At 70.7% G+C, this 18,514-nt stretch carries 13 protein-coding genes; 6 read left to right on the forward strand and 7 right to left on the reverse strand.

Annotated elements, in window-relative coordinates; genetic code table 11:
• Positions 1-53: 53 nt before the first annotated feature.
• The 5 genes from ACZ7L5_RS34245 (at position 54) to ACZ7L5_RS34265 (ending at position 4,676) form a co-directional block, all read left to right on the forward strand.
• The gene (locus ACZ7L5_RS34245) at positions 54-1,031 is read left to right on the forward strand and encodes an NADPH:quinone oxidoreductase family protein (RefSeq protein ID WP_471521791.1); all 978 of its coding nucleotides are present in this window, start codon (positions 54-56) and stop codon (positions 1,029-1,031) included.
• Positions 1,028-2,212: an acyl-CoA dehydrogenase family protein gene (locus tag ACZ7L5_RS34250; protein ID WP_471521792.1), complete on the forward strand. Its 1,185-nt coding sequence runs from the start codon at positions 1,028-1,030 to the stop codon at positions 2,210-2,212. Before ACZ7L5_RS34245 ends, ACZ7L5_RS34250 begins: the two co-directional genes overlap by 4 nt.
• Positions 2,209-3,294, forward strand: coding sequence for an acyl-CoA dehydrogenase family protein (locus ACZ7L5_RS34255; protein WP_471521794.1), 1,086 nt, complete (start codon positions 2,209-2,211; stop codon positions 3,292-3,294). Before ACZ7L5_RS34250 ends, ACZ7L5_RS34255 begins: the two co-directional genes overlap by 4 nt.
• A gap of 194 nt (positions 3,295-3,488) precedes the next feature.
• The gene (locus tag ACZ7L5_RS34260; protein ID WP_471521796.1) at positions 3,489-4,355 is read left to right on the forward strand and encodes a phosphatidylinositol-specific phospholipase C/glycerophosphodiester phosphodiesterase family protein; all 867 of its coding nucleotides are present in this window, start codon (positions 3,489-3,491) and stop codon (positions 4,353-4,355) included.
• A 126-nt stretch (positions 4,356-4,481) separates the two neighbouring features.
• Positions 4,482-4,676, forward strand: coding sequence for a hypothetical protein (locus ACZ7L5_RS34265; RefSeq protein ID WP_328883155.1), 195 nt, complete (start codon positions 4,482-4,484; stop codon positions 4,674-4,676).
• 3 nt (positions 4,677-4,679) lie between these two features.
• On the opposite strand, the gene ACZ7L5_RS34270 is transcribed toward ACZ7L5_RS34265, so the two are convergent.
• Together ACZ7L5_RS34270 and ACZ7L5_RS34275 are read right to left on the reverse strand one after the other, a co-directional pair.
• Positions 4,680-5,915, reverse strand: coding sequence for a phosphodiester glycosidase family protein (locus ACZ7L5_RS34270; RefSeq protein WP_471521798.1), 1,236 nt, complete (start codon positions 5,913-5,915; stop codon positions 4,680-4,682).
• Between the two features lie 75 nt (positions 5,916-5,990).
• On the reverse strand, positions 5,991-6,368 hold the full coding sequence (locus ACZ7L5_RS34275; RefSeq protein WP_471521800.1) for a DUF779 domain-containing protein: 378 nt from the start codon (positions 6,366-6,368) through the stop codon (positions 5,991-5,993).
• Positions 6,369-7,076: 708 nt separating this feature from the next.
• Between ACZ7L5_RS34275 and ACZ7L5_RS34280 the strand changes: the two genes are divergently transcribed.
• A complete protein-coding gene (locus ACZ7L5_RS34280; protein WP_471522098.1) occupies positions 7,077-8,645 on the forward strand; it encodes a LamG domain-containing protein in 1,569 nt (522 codons plus the stop codon).
• 68 nt (positions 8,646-8,713) lie between these two features.
• On the opposite strand, the gene ACZ7L5_RS34285 is transcribed toward ACZ7L5_RS34280, so the two are convergent.
• From ACZ7L5_RS34285 to ACZ7L5_RS34305, 5 genes are all read right to left on the reverse strand, one after another.
• Positions 8,714-13,957, reverse strand: a complete 5,244-nt coding sequence (locus ACZ7L5_RS34285; RefSeq protein WP_471521802.1) for a family 43 glycosylhydrolase — start codon at positions 13,955-13,957, stop codon at positions 8,714-8,716.
• Positions 13,958-14,171: 214 nt separating this feature from the next.
• Positions 14,172-14,804 (reverse strand): DedA family protein, encoded by a 633-nt coding sequence (locus ACZ7L5_RS34290; RefSeq protein ID WP_471521804.1) that lies wholly within the window; start codon positions 14,802-14,804, stop codon positions 14,172-14,174.
• A 117-nt stretch (positions 14,805-14,921) separates the two neighbouring features.
• On the reverse strand, positions 14,922-16,184 hold the full coding sequence (locus ACZ7L5_RS34295; protein WP_471521806.1) for a sugar ABC transporter permease: 1,263 nt from the start codon (positions 16,182-16,184) through the stop codon (positions 14,922-14,924).
• Between the two features lie 14 nt (positions 16,185-16,198).
• Positions 16,199-16,969 (reverse strand): ATP-binding cassette domain-containing protein, encoded by a 771-nt coding sequence (locus tag ACZ7L5_RS34300; RefSeq protein WP_471521808.1) that lies wholly within the window; start codon positions 16,967-16,969, stop codon positions 16,199-16,201.
• A gap of 46 nt (positions 16,970-17,015) precedes the next feature.
• Positions 17,016-18,104: a sugar ABC transporter substrate-binding protein gene (locus ACZ7L5_RS34305; protein WP_471521809.1), complete on the reverse strand. Its 1,089-nt coding sequence runs from the start codon at positions 18,102-18,104 to the stop codon at positions 17,016-17,018.
• Positions 18,105-18,514 lie beyond the last annotated feature (410 nt).

Genomic DNA, 18,514 nt, shown 5'->3' on the forward strand with positions numbered 1-18,514 from the left:
TAGTATGCGAACCGACCCCGGTCAGACGAAGCAGTCCCCCGTGGAGGCACCGCATGCAGGCATGGCAAGTGCACGAGAACGGCGAGCCGAGCGAGGTGATGCGGCTCGATGACGTCGAGACGCCCACGCCCGGTGACGGCCAGATCCTGCTGAAGGTGCGCGCCGCGAACATCAACTTCCCGGACGCCCTGCTGTGCCGGGGGCAGTACCAGGTCCGGCCGCCGCTGCCGTTCACGCCCGGCGTGGAGATCTGCGGCGAGACGGAGGACGGGCGCCGGGTCCTCGCCAACCCCGCGCTGCCGTACGGCGGTTTCGCCGAGTACGCCGTCGCGGACGCCGCCGCCGTCCTGCCCGCCCCCGAGGCGCTGGACGACGCCGAGGCCGCCGCCCTGCACATCGGCTACCAGACCGGCTGGTTCGGCCTGCACCGGCGGGCCGGTCTGGAAGCCGGCGAGACGCTGCTCGTCCACGCTGCCGCCGGCGGGGTCGGCAGCGCGGCCGTGCAACTCGGCAAGGCGGCCGGCGCGCGGGTCATCGGTGTCGTGGGCGGCGCGGACAAGGCTGCCGTCGCCCGGGAGCTGGGCTGTGACGTCGTCATCGACCGGCGTGCCGAAAACGTCATCGGCGCCGTCAAGGAGGCCACCGGCGGCCGGGGCGCCGACGTCATCTACGACCCCGTCGGTGGCGAGGCCTACGCCCAGTCCGCCAAGGTCGTCGCCTTCGAGGGGCGGATCGTCGTCGTCGGCTTCGCCAGCGGCACGATCCCCAGCCCGGCGCTCAACCACGCGCTGGTGAAGAACTACTCGATCCTCGGCCTGCACTGGGGCCTGTACAACACCAAGAACCCGAAGCTGATCCAGCACTGCCACGAACAGCTCACCGAGCTGGCCGCCCGGGGCGCGATCAAGCCGCTGGTGAGCGAGCGGGTGCCGCTGGGCGGGGCCGCGGCCGCCGTCCAGAAGGTCGCCGACGGTGTCACCACCGGCCGTATCGCCGTCGTGCCGTCGCTGGAGAACGGAGCCGCCGCATGACGATCGACGCATCCGGACTCCGGCGCCGGACAGCCGAGCTGCTGGCCGCCCAGCCGCCGACCGGCACCGACCGCCTGGACTTCCTGCGCGCCCGCTTCGACGCGGGCCTGGCGTGGGTGCACTACCCCGAGGGGCTCGGCGGACTCGGTGCGCCCCGCTCCCTCCAGCCCGTCGTGGACGCCGAGCTGGAGGCCGCGGGCGCCCCCGACAACGACCCGCGGCGCATCGGCATCGGGCTGGGCATGGCCGCGCCGACGATCCTCAAGTACGGCACCGAGGAGCAGAAGCAGCGGTATCTGCGGCCCCTGTGGACGGGTGAGGAGGTCTGGTGCCAGCTCTTCAGCGAGCCCGGCGCCGGATCGGACCTCGCCGCGCTGCGGACACGCGCCGTCCGAGAGGGCGAGGACTGGGTCGTCAACGGGCAGAAGGTCTGGACGTCCAGCGCCCACATCGCCCGCTGGGCCATCCTCATCGCCCGCACCGACCCGGACGTGCCCAAGCACGCGGGCATCACCTACTTCCTCTGCGACATGACCGACCCCGGGGTCGAGGTCCGGCCGCTGCGGCAGATCACCGGCGAGGCCGAGTTCAACGAGGTCTTCCTCACCGACGTCCGCATCCCGGACTCGCGTCGCCTCGGCGAGGTCGGCGACGGCTGGCGGGTCGCGCAGACCACGCTGAACAACGAGCGCGTCGCGATCGGCGGCATGCGGCTGCCCCGCGAGGGCGGCATGATCGGCCCGATCGCCAAGACGTGGCGCGAGCGGCCCGAGCTGCGCACCCACGACCTGCACCAGCGGCTGCTGAAGCTGTGGGTGGAGGCCGAGGTCTCCCGCCTCACCGCTGAGCGGCTGCGCCAGCAGCTCGTCGCGGGCCAGCCCGGCCCCGAGGGCGCCGGCATGAAGCTCACCTTCGCCCGGCTCAACCAGGAGATCAGCGGCCTGGAGGTCGAACTGCGCGGCGAGGAGGGCCTGTTGTACGACGACTGGACCATGCGCCGCCCGGAGCTCGTGGACTTCACCGGCCGCGACGCCGGATACCGCTACCTGCGTTCCAAGGGCAACAGCATCGAGGGCGGGACCAGCGAGGTCCTGCTGAACATCGTCGCCGAGCGCGTCCTGGGCCTGCCGTCCGAGCCGCGCACCGACAAGGACGTCGCTTGGAAGGACCTGACCCGATGAAGACGCAGAGCGACTTGTTGTACTCGGAGGAGGAAGAGGCGCTGCGGGCCGCCGTACGGGACCTGCTCGCCGACCACTGCGACGCGCCCGGCGTCATCGCGCGCACCGAGTCGGACGCCCCGCACGACCTCGCGGCCTGGAAGGCGCTCGCGGACGGGATGGGTCTGGCCGGGCTCCTGGTACCGGAGGAGCAGGGCGGACAGAGCGCCACGCATCGCGAAGTCGCCGTCGTGCTGGAGGAGTTGGGGCGCGCGGTCGCGCCCGTGCCGTTCCTGAGCAGCGCGGTCGTGGCCACCGAGGCCCTGCTCGGCTGCGAGACCGACGCGGGCCTGCTTGCCGAGCTGGCGTCCGGGCGGCGGATCGGCGCCCTCGCCGTGGCGCTGAACGTCGTTCCCGGCGGCGCCTTCAAGGCCGTACGGCATGAGGGCGGCACCCTGCACGGGGAGCTGACCGGCATCGCGGACGCGGCGGTTGCCGACGTGCTGCTCGTGCCCGCGGACGACGGCGGACTGTACGCGGTCGACTCCGACGCCGTGACCGTCACCCCGCAGACGTCCCTGGACCTGACCCGCCCGGTGGCCACGGTGCGCCTGGACGGGGCGTCCGGCCGACGGCTGGGGGCCGCCGAACCCGCCGTACGACGCGCCCTGCGCGCCGGAGCCGGGCTGCTCGCCTCCGAACAGTTCGGGCTCGCCGAGTGGACGTTGACGGAGACGGTTCGCTATCTGAAGGACCGCAAGCAGTTCAACCGGCCCGTCGGCGGCTTCCAGGCGCTCAAGCACCGGCTCGCCCAGCTGTGGCTGGAGGTCGTCAACCTCCGCGCCGCCGCGCGGGGCGCCGCCGACGCGCTCGCGACGGGGAACGACGTCGACGTGGCGGTGGCCGTCGCCCAGGCCTACGCGGCGCCCGTCGCCGTGCACGCCGCCGAGGAGGCGCTGCAACTGCACGCCGGAATCGGCATGACCTGGGAGCACCCGGTCCACCTCTACCTGAAGCGCGCCAAGGCCGACTCCATCGCCTACGGGACGGCAGGCGCCCACCGTGCGGCACTGGCCGAACTCGTCGACCTGCAAGCTCCCTGACGTACACCTGAGCGAACCCCGCGAAAAGCCCGCCCGACCTGTGGCGGGCTTTTCCGTGTGCGCTGCACCGGTGAAGTGAACGCAGGGCGGCAGTCCGGCCAACTCACCGCTCAGCTCTGCTGTTTGGGCCTTCGGAATCGCATACTCGCAGCGGTTCCCAACGCCTGAACGCCCCTGTCAGGGAGGCAGAGCACATGGCCCTCACCACCCGTCGCAGAGCCCTCACCACCCTCGGCGCCGCCCTCGCGGGCGCGGTCGCCCTGCCCGCCACCGGCGCGCTGGCCGGCGAACAGAAGCACCGCCCGCGCCCGTTGTGGCGTGCCCACGCCCACAACGACTACGAGCACCCGCGTCCCCTCCTCGACGCCCTCGACCACCGCTTCGGCAGCCTCGAAGCAGACATCTACCTCGTGGGCGACCAGCTCCTCGTCGCCCACGACCCCGAGGACCTCGACCCCAGGCGCACGCTGGAGTCCCTCTACCTCGACCCGCTGGCCGCCCGCGTGCGGGCCAACCACGGCTGGGTCCACCGGGGGCACCGCAAGCCGATCCAGTTGCTCATCGACATCAAGACCGAGGGCGCGTCGACGTACCTCGAACTCGACAAGCACCTGAGGCGCTACAAGCACCTGTTCACGACGTACGCCCACGGCCGGGTCCTCCCCGGGGCTGTCACCGCCGTGATCTCCGGCGACCGTGCGGCCCGTACGCCGATGGAGGCGCAGACCGTCCGCCGCGCCTTCTACGACGGTCGCCTCGCCGACCTCGGCAGCTCGGCGCCCGCCTCCTTCATCTCGCTCATCAGCGACAACTGGACGCTCAACTTCACCTGGCTCGGCGTCGGAGACTTCCCGGACGCCGAACGGCAGAAGCTGCGCGGCATCGTCCGGGCGGCGCACTCCCGCGGACAGAAGGTGCGCTTCTGGGCCACCCCGGACGTGCCCGGCCCGGCGCGGGACGCGCTGTGGGGCGAACTGCTGGCCGCCGACGTCGACTTCCTCAACACCGACGACCTCGCCGGTCTGGAGGCCTTCCTCGACGCCCGGCGGCGGACCCGCTAGAACGCCGCGCGGGAACACCACACGTTCGGAGGACAGGTCAGCCGCCCGGACGAACCCTCCGCTACGCCACACTTACGGCCGAACGCCGCGAACCTTGACAAGGCGGCGTGGCGGAGGAGGTTGACGATGGCCATTTCCATCTCTGTGGTGCTGCTGCTGTTCATCCTGGCGGTGATCTTCGTCCGCAACGGCGGACTGAAGATCAGCCATGCGCTGGTGTGCCTGCTGCTCGGCTTCTACCTGGCCAGCACGAGCATGGCGCCCACCATCAACAGCGGTCTGACGGCCACTGCGGACATCGTCAGTGGCCTCAGACCGTAACGGTCAGCGAGCCGAGAAGACGCCGATGCCGTTGGGGACAGGGCGCTCCACTCCGTCGGACGGGTGGTTCCGTACCGAGACGGCCCCCGCTCCCGGCGCGCGGGCGACCAGCGTCGACGAACCGCCGCCGTCCAGGCTGAACGCGTCGACCGACCCCAACTCCCGCATGGCCGACGCCACCTCCGCGATGGTCAGACCGGTGCGGTACTCGGGCGCGCCGTCCAGCGCGAGCAGCAGCAGGCGCCGGCCGTTGTCCGCGATGCCCACAGCCGTGCGCACGGCGGACGTCCGGTTGTCGAGGCCCGGCAGGGGCTGTCCGTCGTCGAGGACCGGATAGCCGCCGAGCGCGAAGCGGAACGGGACCCGTGACTTGGACGCCACCAGCCGGTGCCGTACCGTCACGCGCTCGCCCTCGAAGAACTTCCGCAGCTCCTGCGCCCCCGCCTCCCGACCCACGAGCACGGTCGTGTCCGCCGCGATCGGCCCGTTCCCCGGAGTGTCGGCGGTCGACACGACACGGCCCCGGCGGACCGTCACCTCGTAGGTGTCCGTGCTGCACGGAGCCGCCCGGTCCGTGTCCGTCCCACAGGTGGCGCGCACCCGGGAGACGCTGCCCCACTTGGCGGTGAACGCCCCGATGGAGCCCACCGGCAGGGCGTACTGGTTGAGGCCGCGCAGCGGCAGCCGGCCCTCGGGGGTGCGGATCGAGCCGTCCAGGCTCAGATCGTCGAGGCGGGCCCGGCGGTCGACACCCAGCCCGACCACGTCCTCGGTGCTCGTGCCGGGCGGCAGCGGGGGCCCGAAACGCTGGCCGTTCGGCACCGCGCCCTTCAGGGCCTGGCCGCGCGCGATGGCCGGTCCCACACTCGCGCCGGTCGCCTGGACGCCGGGATGCTGGGCCTCGCTGATGTTGAAGAAGTCGCCGTTCACGCCCGCGACGGCGCCCTGCGCGGTGGCCTGCTCGGAGATGGTCGCCCGGGCCGCGACCGTCCCCGGATGCAGCAGGTCGAGGCGCACGCGCGGGTTGCGCAGGTCGACGGTGAGGACATGGGCATGCGCCGTGCCCTTCGCCGCCGCGATGTCGAACTCGTCGTACGAGACGCCCGGCGCGACCGGGGTGCCCTGCGCGGCGCCGGCCGGTGCCGCCCCCACCAGGGCCGTACCGGCCAGCGCGCTGAGTGCCGTGAGCAGCGTGAGGGCCGCTCTGGCGGTTCCGAACCGTTTCTGACGACGCGTCACAGTTCCCCCTGATGTCTCGTCAAATGTGGCAGGACTCAGGGGAAGTGCACCAGACGGCGATGAGCTGCGGGGTTTCTAGGCGCCGACGACGCGAGAACGGGTGAGGAAACGTACCCCCTCGGGTGCCTCCAGGGAGAAGCCGCTGCCTCTGCCCTCGACGACGTCGACGATCAGCCGGGTGTGGCTCCACACCTCGTACTGACTGCGCGCCATCCAGAACATCACCGGTTCCTCGACCCCCTCGACCTGGAGCTCCGCGAGCAACACGTCCGAGCCGCCCGTACGGAACTCGCCCTCCGGGTAGCACATCGGCGCGCTGCCGTCGCAGCAGCCGCCGGACTGGTGGAACATCAGCGGACCGTGCGCGGCCCGCAGCCGGCGCAGCAGGTCCGCGGCCACGGGGGTGAGTTCGACGCGGGGGGTCTCGTCGTACGGCGGGGTCTCCTCATCCATGGGAGGAAGGGGAGCACGGAGAAGGTTGCGAGAGGGTTGCACCAAAAATGGCTCTGTCCATGTCAGTGGGCGCTGTTAGCCTCCTGCGGCCCGTGTGATCAACGGGCTCACCAGGGGAGGAAAAGCGTGAACAGTGCCAGAAGCAGCGGGAGTCGGCACAGACCCGGCCGCATCGCGGTGGGCTTTGTCGTCACCGCGGCCGTCCTGACCGCGCCCGGAGTCGCCCACGCCGCCGAGAACCTGCCGCCGCGTCAGCCGTTGGTCCAGGATCTGCAGACGGGTACGAAGGCGTGCGCCGCGGGGGAGCAGAAGGCGTACGTCGGGGCGCCGCCGACGCTGCGGGCCGTGTTGTACGACCCGGAGGAGGACAACCGGCCGGGCGAGGCCAACCTGGTCAAGGGCGAGTTCGAGGCCTGGTGGACCGACACCGAAGGCGTGGAACAGCGCCGCACCCACACCACGTTCGAGACGCCGTCCGGTACGCCTCAACTCTGGCGGATGCCGGATGACATTCCGGCGAACACGGTCGTCTCCTGGCACGTGCGCGCCGACGACGGCACCGTGGTCTCCCCGTGGAGCTCCGAGGGCGACAGTACGGTCTGCCAGTTCGTGTACGACGACACCAGCCCGGAGAAGGCCGTCGTCACGTCCTCCGACTACCCGGATGACCAGATCCACGACGGCGTCGGCGTCTACGGCAGCTTCACCATGGACTCCCCGTCCGACGATGTCACGCAGTACGTCTACAGCTTCCTCGGCGGCCCGCAGCTGACAGCCCGCCCCGACGAGCTCGGCGGCCCCGTCACCATCCGGCACCTCCCGCTGAAGTCCGGCCCGGACTACCTCAGCGTCCGCGCGATCGACCGTGCGGGCCGCAGCAGTACGACGACCACGTACTGGATCCGGATCAAGTCGGGCCGAGCCCCTGTCGCCCACTGGACCCTGGCGGACCCGGCGGGCTCCACCACCGCCGCGGCGGAGGCCGGCCCTGCCGCCGAGGCCGGTTCCGGGGTGGCCTTCGGAACGACCGCGCCGCAAGGCACTGCGCTGCCCTCCGTGGCGAGCCTCGACGGCAGCAGCCACGCCTTTCTCACCCCGAACGCCCCGGCGGTCGACACCGGAAAGACCTTCGCCGTCAGCGCCTGGGCGCGCCCCGCGCGGACGGACCGGAACATGACCGTGGCCGGCCAGGACGCGGGGGCCCACGCGGCCTTCAACCTGGGACTGCGCACCCGGCGCGAAGGCCCGCAGTGGTCCTTCACCATCGGCGGCGCCCGGGTCACCGGCGGCGCGCCGGAGACCGGCGAGTGGGCCCATCTGCTGGGCCTGTACGACCAGGAGACCGGCAAGGCGCGGCTCTACGTCAACGGCAACGAGGTCGGCACGCCCGCCGAGGCGACACCCGACCGGACGGCGGGCGCCTTCCAGATCGGCCGCTCCCGCAAGGGCGGCGGCTACGGGGACCGCTGGCACGGCGCCGTCGGCGACGTCCGCGCCTACGACCGGGTCGTCGTTCCCGCCGAGGTCACCGAACTGGCGCACCGAAAGCCGACGCTGCTCGGCCACTGGTCGCTGGAGACCGCCACGGACGGCGCGAGCCCCGAACAGAACGGCAAGGCACCACTGACCCTCGGCCCGGGAGCCTCGATCCACCGCGGCCCCGACGGCTCCTGCCTCCCCGACCTCGATCCGGACTGCCCCTTTGTGCCCTACCCCCTCGTCGGTGACGGCCACCTCCAGCTGGACGGCGCGACCGGGTACGCGACCACCGGGAGTGCCGTCCTGGACACCTCGGACAGCTTCACCGTCGGCGTGGTCGTCCGCCTTGCCGACGCCGAACCGGCCGGCCCCATGACCGTGCTGTCGCAGGCCGGTGAGCACACGGACGCCTTCAAGGTGCGCTACGACCCGGCGGTCCATGCCTGGCAATTGGTGATGCCGCTGCGGGACGAGGCCGGCGCGCCCGAGGTCGTGGTCTCGCAGATCGAGTCCGCGGACGGCGGCGAGGGTCAGGGGCACCGGCTGGCCGTCGTCTACGACGATGCCACCGACCGGATCCAGCTCTACCTCGACGGCTACACCAACGCCGATGCCACCGCCGCACTCCGGGACGGTTGGCACAGCGCCGGCGCCCTGCAGATCGGCCGGGCCAAGGCCGGTGACGGCTGGGGCGAGTACCTGCACGGTGACGTCGACGAGGTGCAGGCCTACGCCGGGGCCTTGAGGGACAGCGACATCGGCGGTCTTGGCTGGGGCACTGATCCCTGCCTCTGCTGAGAGGTCATTGCACCGGTGCGCCCTGAGCCGGGCCGAAATCTCGGCGTCGGCTCAGGGCGCACATGCAGTCATGGTGCCGGCAGGGGCCGGCGTCGACCGGTGCCCACGGTGATGAAGCCCGTGGGCTTCGTGGCGGTGGTGTTGTCGTAGCGGACGTCGCCGGTGGACTTCTTCCAGATCCGGAGGCGGAAGGTGTCCGGGCCGTCGGTGGCGGTGATGCGGAAGGCGTAGCCGCTGTCTCCGTTGACGGTGCCGGAGCCCTGGTAGACCGCCCGGTTGCCGGTGATCACGAGCCAGTCGGAGGCCGTGGAGCTGAACTTCAGCTTTGCCGGGCCGAAGTCGAAGGTGGCCTTTCCGGTGGGGGCCGTGGAGCCCTTCGGGTGGGCGTAGGTGACGGCGAAGGAGAAGGCCGCCTTGCCGGTCAGGGTCGGCTTGGCCGGGTAGGCGCCGGTCGGGGAGGTGATCACGCCGGTGCCGAGGGCGGGGCCCGTGGTGCGGTCGTAGGCGATCAGCTCGGGGAGCGTGGTGCTGTCCGTCGCGCCGTCGTCGTCCTTGACCGTGATCACCGGGCGGTGGATGCCGGCCCTGGTGTAGGTGTGCTGGGCCCGGCACGTCGTGCCGGCGACCGTGCCGGTCGTCGGTTCGGTGCCGTCCTTCCAGTCGACGGTACAGGTGTGGGTGTCCCGGGCACCCGGGTCGCCGAAGGCGGCGGTCACGGCGGTCCGCCTGCCGGTCGGCACGGCCGCGGTGGGGCCGGTCGTCGAGGTGATCGCGGGGGCCGCGTTGGCGACGGTCACGGCGGCGGTGTCGCTGCTGCGGCCGCCCGTCAGGATGACCTTGTAGGTGCCGTTGTCCGAGCAGGTGAGCGCGGTCCGGGCGGCCGTGGCGTCAGCGAGTGTGCAGGGGGCTCCCTTCGCCACCGCCCACTTCGGGGTGGCCGCGCCGGAGACCGTGCCGTGCAGCGGGATGGCGTCGCCCTCCTTGCCGTTGCCGTCCGGACCGGCGCGGACGACGGTCACCGGGTCGATGCCGGTCAGGGTGGGCACGACCTTCTCGATCAGGTCGGCGGCGTCGAACTCCAGCTTGTCGACGGTCGTTTCGCGGTGCGTTCCGTCACCGCCGGGGATCGCGAAGCGGTGGTAGGCGATGTACCAGTCGTCGGTGTTCGGGACGTGCACGACCGAGTGGTGGCCGGGGCCCTTGATGCCGAGGGAGAGGTCCTTCTCGAGGATCACGCCGTGCTTGGTCCACGGGCCGGTGGGCGAGGGGCCGGTGGCGTAGGCGACGCGGTAGTTCTCGTCGCGGGTGTCGTTCTCCGACCACATGAAGTAGTAGGTGCCGGCGCGCTTGATGACGAAGGTGCCCTCGTTGTAGCCGCTCGGCGTGATGTCCGTGACCTTCGAGGTGTCGATGGACGTCATGTCGTCGTTGAGCGGCGCGACGTACGCGCGGCCGTTGCCCCAGTACAGGTACGACTGACCGTCGTCGTCCGTGAAGACGGCCGGGTCGATCATCTGGCCCCTGTAGTCGCCCGACTTGAGCAGCGGCTTGCCCAGCGCGTCCTTGAACGGTCCCGTCGGCGAATCGGACACCGCGACACCGATGTTGGCGTCGGCACAGTAGTAGAAGTAGTACTTCCCGTCCTTCTCGGCGATCGTCGGCGCCCAGGCCCTGCTGTCCGCCCAGGACACGTCCGGGCCGAGGTCGAGGATGACGCCGTGGTCCTTCCAGTGGACCAGGTCGGTGGAGGAGTACGCCTTGAACCGCGTACCGCTCCAGCCCTCGAAGCCGTCGGTCGTCGGGTACAGGTAGAAGGTGTCGCCGAAGCGGACGATGTTCGGGTCGGCATTGAGGCCGGGCAGCACCGGGCTCCTCATGACGAGCGCCGAGACCGACCAGGTGCGCTTCTTGCCGTCGGAGCCCGTCACCTCGTATGTCACCGGCTTGCTGAAGTCCTGCACGCTGCCGGAGGCGGGGCTGATCGCGGCGCCGTGGGCCAGGGTGAACTCCGGGGCGAGGGCGGTGAGATCGGTGCCCTCCTTCATCGGCAGTGTGATCCTGCTGCCGGAGTCGTCGACGAGCGCGTCGACCTTCAGCGACGGGACGGTCACCTTGGCGATGCCGGCCGTGTTGCCGCTGAGCTCCATGACCTGCGCGGCGGTGAGGGCCCGGTCGTAGACACGGAAGTCGTCGACCTCGCCGCCGAAGTACGGGTCGGCCGCGTACAGGGACCTGCCGATGTAGCCGCTGGGGTCTTTGTTCGCGTCGTACAGCTCGGACGGCTTGACGGTGGTCGTCGTGCGGGCCGCCTCGATGCCGTCCACGTAGAGGACCATCGTGCCGGTCGGACCGTCGAGGGTGACGGTGACGTGCCGCCACTCTCCCGGCGTGAGCTGCGAGCCCGCCGTCAGCCTCGACTCCGCCGACCAACTCGCCTTGGTGATCGCCGAGTAGAGGCTGGAGCCGCCGTTGGACGGGGTGGCGAAGAGGTACTTGTCGCTGTCGGGCCCGAGGCCGAACAACCACTGGAAGCTGTCGCCGCCCTTCCACTTCGCGTACGTCGAGACGGTCACGCTGTCGGCGTTCTTCAGCACCCCGTTCGGGATGCGGACATACGGCGAGGTGGTCGAGCTGCTCGATCCGCCGGACATCTTGAACGAGCCGCCGTGCACGCCCGTGCCGAAGTCGGGCGTACGGACGTAGGTGCCGTGGTGGCCGTGGCCGCTGGAGTCACGGGCGATGCTGCCGCCGGTCTCGTCGAAGTCGTAGTGCAGGAGCAGGTCGGCCGGGACGTCCGGGCCCTCCTCCGACACCGTGACCTCGGCGCGGACCGGGAGCGCGGCGCCGTCCGGCAGGCTGCCCGTCACCGTGAAGGTGCCGGCCTGCGCGTACTTCGACTCCGGGACGTCCTCCCAGCTGACGGGGACGGGACGCTCGACGCCGTCGGCGTAGCCGGCGATGACGGTGGCCGGCAGGACGGGTGCCTGCCCGGTTGTGGTCCGCACCTGCACGGCCTCGACGCTCTCGACGAGCTGGTCCGGCTGGTAGGCGCGCAGCAGACGGTCGTACTCGGCCTGGGTGACCGGAAGCACCGTGCCGTGGCGGGGCTTGGCCGGGAGGTCGTAGCCGGTGGACGGGGTCCAGGTGCCGGCGGCGAGGTCGGTCGTCTCGAAGGGGATGTAGCCGCGACCACCGAACTCGTCGAGGAACGCGTACCACTTGTCCTCGGTGTTCGACTTGAACACCAGCGGCCCCCCGGCTGCGTTCATCGCACCCTTGCCGATGCCCTCGGCGACGGCGTCCCAGGACGGGTTCAGGAGCGAGTCGCTCTTCTCCTCGAAGATGAACTTGCTGTTGGGGGTCGAGGAGGAGTTGTTCCGCTCGTCCTTGGAGAGACGGAAGTACGTCCCGTCGTGCTGGATCACCGTGGAGTCGATGACGGAGTAGCCGCGGTCGATCCAGACCTTGGGCTCGCTGAAGGAGTAGAAGTCGCGGGTGGTCGCGTACATCATGCGGTTGTACGTGTCGCCGGAGTGCGCCTCGTCGTCGTACAGCTTCGACGCCCAGAAGACGACGTACTCGCCGCGCTGCGCGTCGTAGAACGCCTCCGGCGCCCAGGTGTTGCCCGCGCTGTCCGGTGAGACCTTGACGAGGCGCTGGTTCGTCCAGTGGACGAGGTCGGTGGACTCCCAGACCATGACGGACTTGCTGCCGGTGCGCTGGGCGGCGTCCCAGTCGCCGTTGCCGTAGATCCTGAGGTCGGTGGCGATCTGGTAGAACTTGTCGCCCTCGGGGGAGCGGATGATGAACGGGTCGCGCAGGCCCTTCTCGCCGAGCGTGGAGGTCAGGACGGGCTTGCCGTCGTTCAACTCCCGCCAGTGCAGTGGGTCGTTGCCCTTGCTCAGGGCCGCGTAGAGCTGCTCGCCGTCGGCCGTGCCCTCTCCGGTGAAGTAGCTGAACATGTAGCCCTTGAGGGCCTCCTGCTTCGGCAGCTCGGGCACGTCCGCGGTGAAGGTGCGGGTCGCTTTCGCCTCGCCCTTTACGACGGTGGCGGTGAGCTCGACGGCGGTGGCGCCGGCGCCGTGCGCGGGGCGGTGGACCAGGCCGTCGGCGGAGACTACGTCCGGCTTCGCGGAGGACCAGGTGACGGCGGTGCCGTAGGAGCCGGTCGCCGGAAGGGTGAGGTTGCCGCGTACGTCGTCGAGGTTGTGGACGGCGAGGGCCTCGGCGGCCTGCTCGGCGGAGGTCCGGTCGTCGAAGGCGGGGAGCACCGTGATGTCGAAGGACCTGGTGTCGGTCACCGTGCCCTTCTTCAGCGTCGCCGTGAGGGTGGCGTGGGCGGCCGGTTCACCGGCGGCGGGGCGGGTCACCGCGCCGGCGCCGGACACGACGCCGGGGTTGTCACTGTCCCAGCTGATCGCGGAGCCGCCGGCCGTGCCGGTCCTCGGCAGGTCGAGGTCGGCCGTGACGGCGTCGGTGTCACCGAGGTTCAGCGCGGCCTTGTCGTCGGCGACGCCCTGTGTGGCGACGGGGAGGGCGAGTTGCTCGACCTCGGAGCCGGCGAGGGCGCGGTCGTAGACGCGGAAGTCGCGGATCCGGCCCTTGAAGAGCTTGTCGTCGGAGTAGACCGACTTGCCTATGTAGTTGGCGGTGGTGGTGCCGTCGCCGATCGAGGCCGGGGTGATGGTGACCGAGGTGTTGCGGCCGACCTCGACGCCGTCCTCGTACAGCACGCCGGTGGTGCCGGTCTGCGTGTAGGTGACGTGCTTCCACACCGAGCGGGTCAGATTGTGGGAGTCGGCGGGCCGGGTGGTCTGCTCCGTCGACCAGTTGCCGGTCGCGACGGACGTCCGCAAGGAGTTGCCGGTGGTGAACAGGTAGCCGTTCCCGCTGCCGCCGCTTGAGTTGCCGAAGCCGTAGAGGAAGTACGGCGTGGTCTGCGCGGAGTCGATCTGCACGTCCAACGAGACGGTGATCGCGTCCATGCCCTTCATGACGTCGTTCGGCACCTTGACGTAGGTGTCCGAACCGTTGAAGGCGAGACCCTGACCGGTGCCCGACCAGTCGGCGGCGCCGCTGACCGCGCCGGTGCGGCCGTTGCCGGAGGCGTCGGTCACCGTGCCGCCGGAGGTGGCGTCGAGCTTGTACCAGAGGGCGAGACCGTCGGTGATCTCCGCCGTCTCGGCCGTCTGCGCCGCCTGCGCGGGAAGGGCGGGTGCGGTGAGGCCCAGCAACAGTGACGCCGCGGTCAGCCCGGCGAGTCGGCCCGCCAGGCGTCTCGCGCGGACACGGACGCGTGCGATGTACGGCATGTGGATTCCCTGCTGAGGCATGGCGGGGCCGCGGCCATGGGCACCCTGCCGTGTCGGCTGTGTGACGTCGTGTTGCGAGAGTGTCAATCGGCATGTGGTGCAGCGTCAAGAGTTTTCGAACGATGTCCGACTGGTCGAACGAGAGACTCGCGCGGGGTCAGGAGGCGGGTATCGGGGGCGTGTTGGGGCCGGGCCTCGGTCGAGCGGCGGCCGGTCAGCGATCGCGCCTTCCCCGGCGGGCCTCGGTCAGCATGGGCACCAGAGGCAGCAGAGAGACCACGACGACGAGGGCGACCAGCGGCAGCAAGTAGTGGTCGATGTCGGGGACGGAAGCCCCGAGGAGGTATCCGGCCAGGACGAGACTCTGCGACCAGAGCAGGCCGCCGACGATCTGCCAGACGGTGAAGCTCCGCACGGGTACGCCGAGCGCGCCGGCCGCCGGGTGCAGGACCGTCCGCACCATCGGGATGAAACGGCCGATCACCAGGGCTTTGCCGTAGCCGTACCGGGCCAGGAGCTTCTCCGCCCGCTCCGCCGTCTCCCGTACGCGCCGTTTCGAAGTGCGGGCCAGGAACGCCCGCCCGCCGTGCCGCCCGAGCAGATAGCCGACCTGGCCTCCTGCCACGGCGCCGACCGCCGCGCACAGCAGCACCTGCCACAGCACCAGCCGCGCCGGCTGGTCGGCGCTCGCCGCGCACAGCACGCCCGCCGGGATCAGGAGGGTGTCGCCGGGCAGGAAGAAGCCGACCACCAGCAGACCCGACTCCGCGAAGATCACCGCGAGGACCCCGAGAGCACCGAAGGTCGCCAGCACCGCGTCGCCGTCCATCGGGTTGACGGCCCACATCGCCCTCACCTCCCGGCCGTCCTCGTCGGTCGCCCTCGTCCAGCATCCCGTGGAGGGGACGCGGACGCCTTTGCGCGGGTCGACCCCCTCCGCGACAGCGCGGTCTCCTCGGCGGGGTCAAGCACGCCCATGTGCCTCCTGCGACCGTCGCGACAGCGCGTCGATCACCACGGCGGCGAAGAGCACCCCGCCCGTGATCATGAACTGGACGGCGGCGGGGGTGTCCGTGATGGCCATGCCGGAGGCGATCGACTGGATGACGAGCATGCCGAGCACCGCGGACCAGGTGGAGCCACGTCCGCCGAACAGGCTGGTGCCGCCGATGACAGCCGCCGCGATGGCGTTGAGCAGCAGCACCCCCGAGCCCGAACTCTGGCTCACCGAGGTGATGCGCGACGCCAGGAACAGGCCGCCGACCGCGGCCATGGTGCCCGAGACCGCGAGCACCGCCGTCTGCACCCGCGTCACGCGGAGGCTGGCGCGACGGGCCGCCTCGACCCCGCCGCCGAGGGCGTAGACCTGCCGTCCGTAATGCGTGCGGCGCAGGACGATGTCGAGGCCGGCCACCACGACCAGGAAGATCAGCAGGGCGAGCGGCAGGCCCTGGAAGCGGTTGAGCAGATACGCGGAGGCGAACGCGATCACCGCGAGCCCTCCGGCGCGAATCACGATGACCTGCAGCGAGCGGTGCGGCATCCGGGCGGCCACGCGGCGCCGTCGGTCCTGGTACGACACGAGGAAGACGAGGCCCACGGCGACCGCGGCGATGCCGTAGGCGACGGCGTCATTGGTGAAGTAGTAGCTGGTCAGCTTGGCGACGAGGCCGTTCTCGTCGAGGTTGATCGTGCCGTCGTTGCCCAGGATGTAGAGCATGAGGCCGTTCCAGGTGAGCAGTCCCGCGAGCGTGACGACGAACGCCGGTACCCGGGTTCTGGCGAAGGAGTAGCCCTGCACGGTTCCCGCGGCCATCCCGGCGAGGACCGCGATGATGAGGGCGAGCCATTCGGGCACGCCGTTCTTCACGTTCAGCACGGCGAAGATGGCCGCCGCGAGCCCGCTGATCGAGCCGACCGACAGGTCGAGCTCGCCGAGCAGCAGCACGAAGACGATGCCGACCGCGATGAGGCCCGTGCCCACGATGTCCACGCTGAGATTGGACAGGTTCCGGGGGGAGAGGAAGTTCTCGTTGAGGGACTGGAAGGTGATCCACACGATGGCGAGCACGACGACGACCGGGACCGAGCCCAGCTCCCCTGCTCTCAGCTTGCGCCGCGAGAAGGCCATCCAGTTCTCCATGGCACGGGCGGCGGTCTGCCCGCGACGGTCCTGACGGGCCTCGGCGGCGGGTGCGGCGGCTTCGGCCTGAGGGCTGTCCGCCATGTCGCGCGTCCCTTTCACCATCCCGCCTCCTGGTGGGCCTGCCGGCGGGGCACGTTCTCGGTGGCCCCGGTGATGGAGGAGATGATCTGCTCCTGGGACGCGGTGTTCACGTCGAAGAAGCCGTTGTTGCGGCCGAGACGCAGCACGGCGGCCCGGTCCGCGAGCGCTTTGACGTCGCCCATGTTGTGGCTGATGAGAAGAACCCCGAGGCCGCGGTCGCGCAGCTGGTCGACAAGGTCCATGACCTCGGTGGTCTGCTGGAGCCCCAGCGCCGCGGTCGGCTCGTCCAGCAGGAGGAGCCGTGGGTCGCCCAGGAGCGAGCGGGCGATGGCGACCGTCTGCCGCTGCCCGCTGGACAGGGACACGACGGGGGCACGCAGCTCGGGGACGCCCTTGGTCAGCGGCTCCAGCAGCTGGAGGGTGCGGCGCTCCATCTCCATCTCGTCGAGGAACCCGAACCTGCGGATCTCCCGTCCGAGGAACAGGTTCCCGACGACGTCGAGGTTCCCGCACAGCGCGAGGTCCTGGAAGACGGTGGCGATGCCGAGGTCCCGGGCGTCGTTGGGACGCCTGATGTGGACCGTACGGCCCTCCCACTCGATGACGCCCCGGTCCGCCGGGGTGACGCCGGAGATCACCTTGACCAGGGTGGACTTGCCGGCTCCGTTGTCGCCGAGGAGGGCGACGACCTGGCCTGCGTGGATCTCCAGGTCGATGTCCTCGAGGACCTCGACGGCGCCGTAGCGCTTGCACACACCGTGCAACGCCAGCAGGGGAGCAGACACAGGGACGATCTCCTTCCCGTGGGCCCGGCCAGGGGCGAACCGGTGGTCAGGTCAGCCCGGCCGCCTCGCACGCGGCGCCGAGCTGAGGGGTGCAGATCTGCTGGACCGTGTACACCCCGTCCTTCACCAAGGTGTCCTTGATGTTGTCGGCGGTGACGGATATGGGGGTGAGCATGACCGAGGGGACCGTCCGCCCACCGCGTGTCGTCACCTCGTCCCTGGCCACTCGGTCGAGGTTCTCCCCGCGGGCCGCGGCCACGGCCAGGGCGGCGCCGGCGGCGGCCTCGGGCTCGAAGGGCTTGTAGACGGTCATGTACTGATCGCCGTCGACGATGCGCCGCACGGCGCCCAGTTCGGCGTCCTGCCCCGTGACCGGGGGCAGCGGTTCCACCTTGTTCGCCTTGAGGGCGGAGATGCTGCCGGAGGCGAGGCCGTCGTTGGCGGCGTACACCCCCTGGATGTTGCCGGCGCCGAGGGCGGAGATGGCGCCGGACATGTTCAGGTTGGCGGTCTCGGGCCGCCACTGGAGGGTGTCGTACGCCTTGCCGATCTTCACCTTCCCCATGAGCTCGGACAGGGCGCCCCTTTTGAACAGCACCGCGTTGGGGTCGGTCGGATCGCCGTTCATCATGACGATCTGGGCGCCGGGCACCTCGTCGCCCATGGCCGTCAGCAGTGCTCTGCCCTGGAGCCTGCCGACCTCCTCGCCGTCGAAGGAGACGTGACCCGAGATCGGGCCCTCGGCGAGACGGTCGTAGGCGATCACCGGGATGCCTGCCTCATCCGCCTTGCGGACCGAGGCGGCGAGCGACCTGGCGTCCACCGCCACGAGCAGGATGGCATCGACGCCCTTGGTGATCATCGAGTTCATCTGCTCCTGCTGAAGGGCCACATCGCCCTTGGCGTTGGCCTGATCGACCGCGCACTGCGCACACCGCTTCTTGATCTCCCTGTCCAGCATGGGCTTGTCCTGGGTCTCCCAACGGGCCGTGGTCGCGTCCGGCAGGAGCACACCGATCACCGGATCGCTGCTCTCGGCGGCATCGCTCCCGCCGTCCGCCCCGCAGGCCGCGAGGGCGACGGCCGTGGACACCGCGGTCAGGGCCAGAACCGCGTCCCGTATGCGGGCCTTCATATGAGAGATCTCCCTTGTCCTTCACCCTGCGTGGCGAAGCTGCGCTCGTGGTCGCCCGTGACCGGCCGTCAGCGGGTGTCCGGGGTTCGGCCTGCGTGGCGGGTGTGGAGGGAGCGGTGCGCGTGCACCGCCGTGTCGGGGGTGCGTGTCCACGGCGGCCGAGGTGTGGGGCCAGTGCGGCGCGCCTTCGCCCACCCCGGCGCGGTGGTGGCTCGACCGGGCCGGTCCTGCACCGGCGGCAGCCGCATGGAGCATGGCGACACCTGGCCTTCTCAGTCGTCAGTCTGACACCGGCCGCGGTGATCTGCGAACGCAGCGAGGGTCTGAGGATGACCAGGAGCAATGCGGAGGACCGGGCGTAAATCGAGGGAGAAAAAGGCAGATATGTCCGGCTCATTCATTTATGCGAT

Source organism: Streptomyces sp. NPDC107528, from assembly GCF_055639295.1.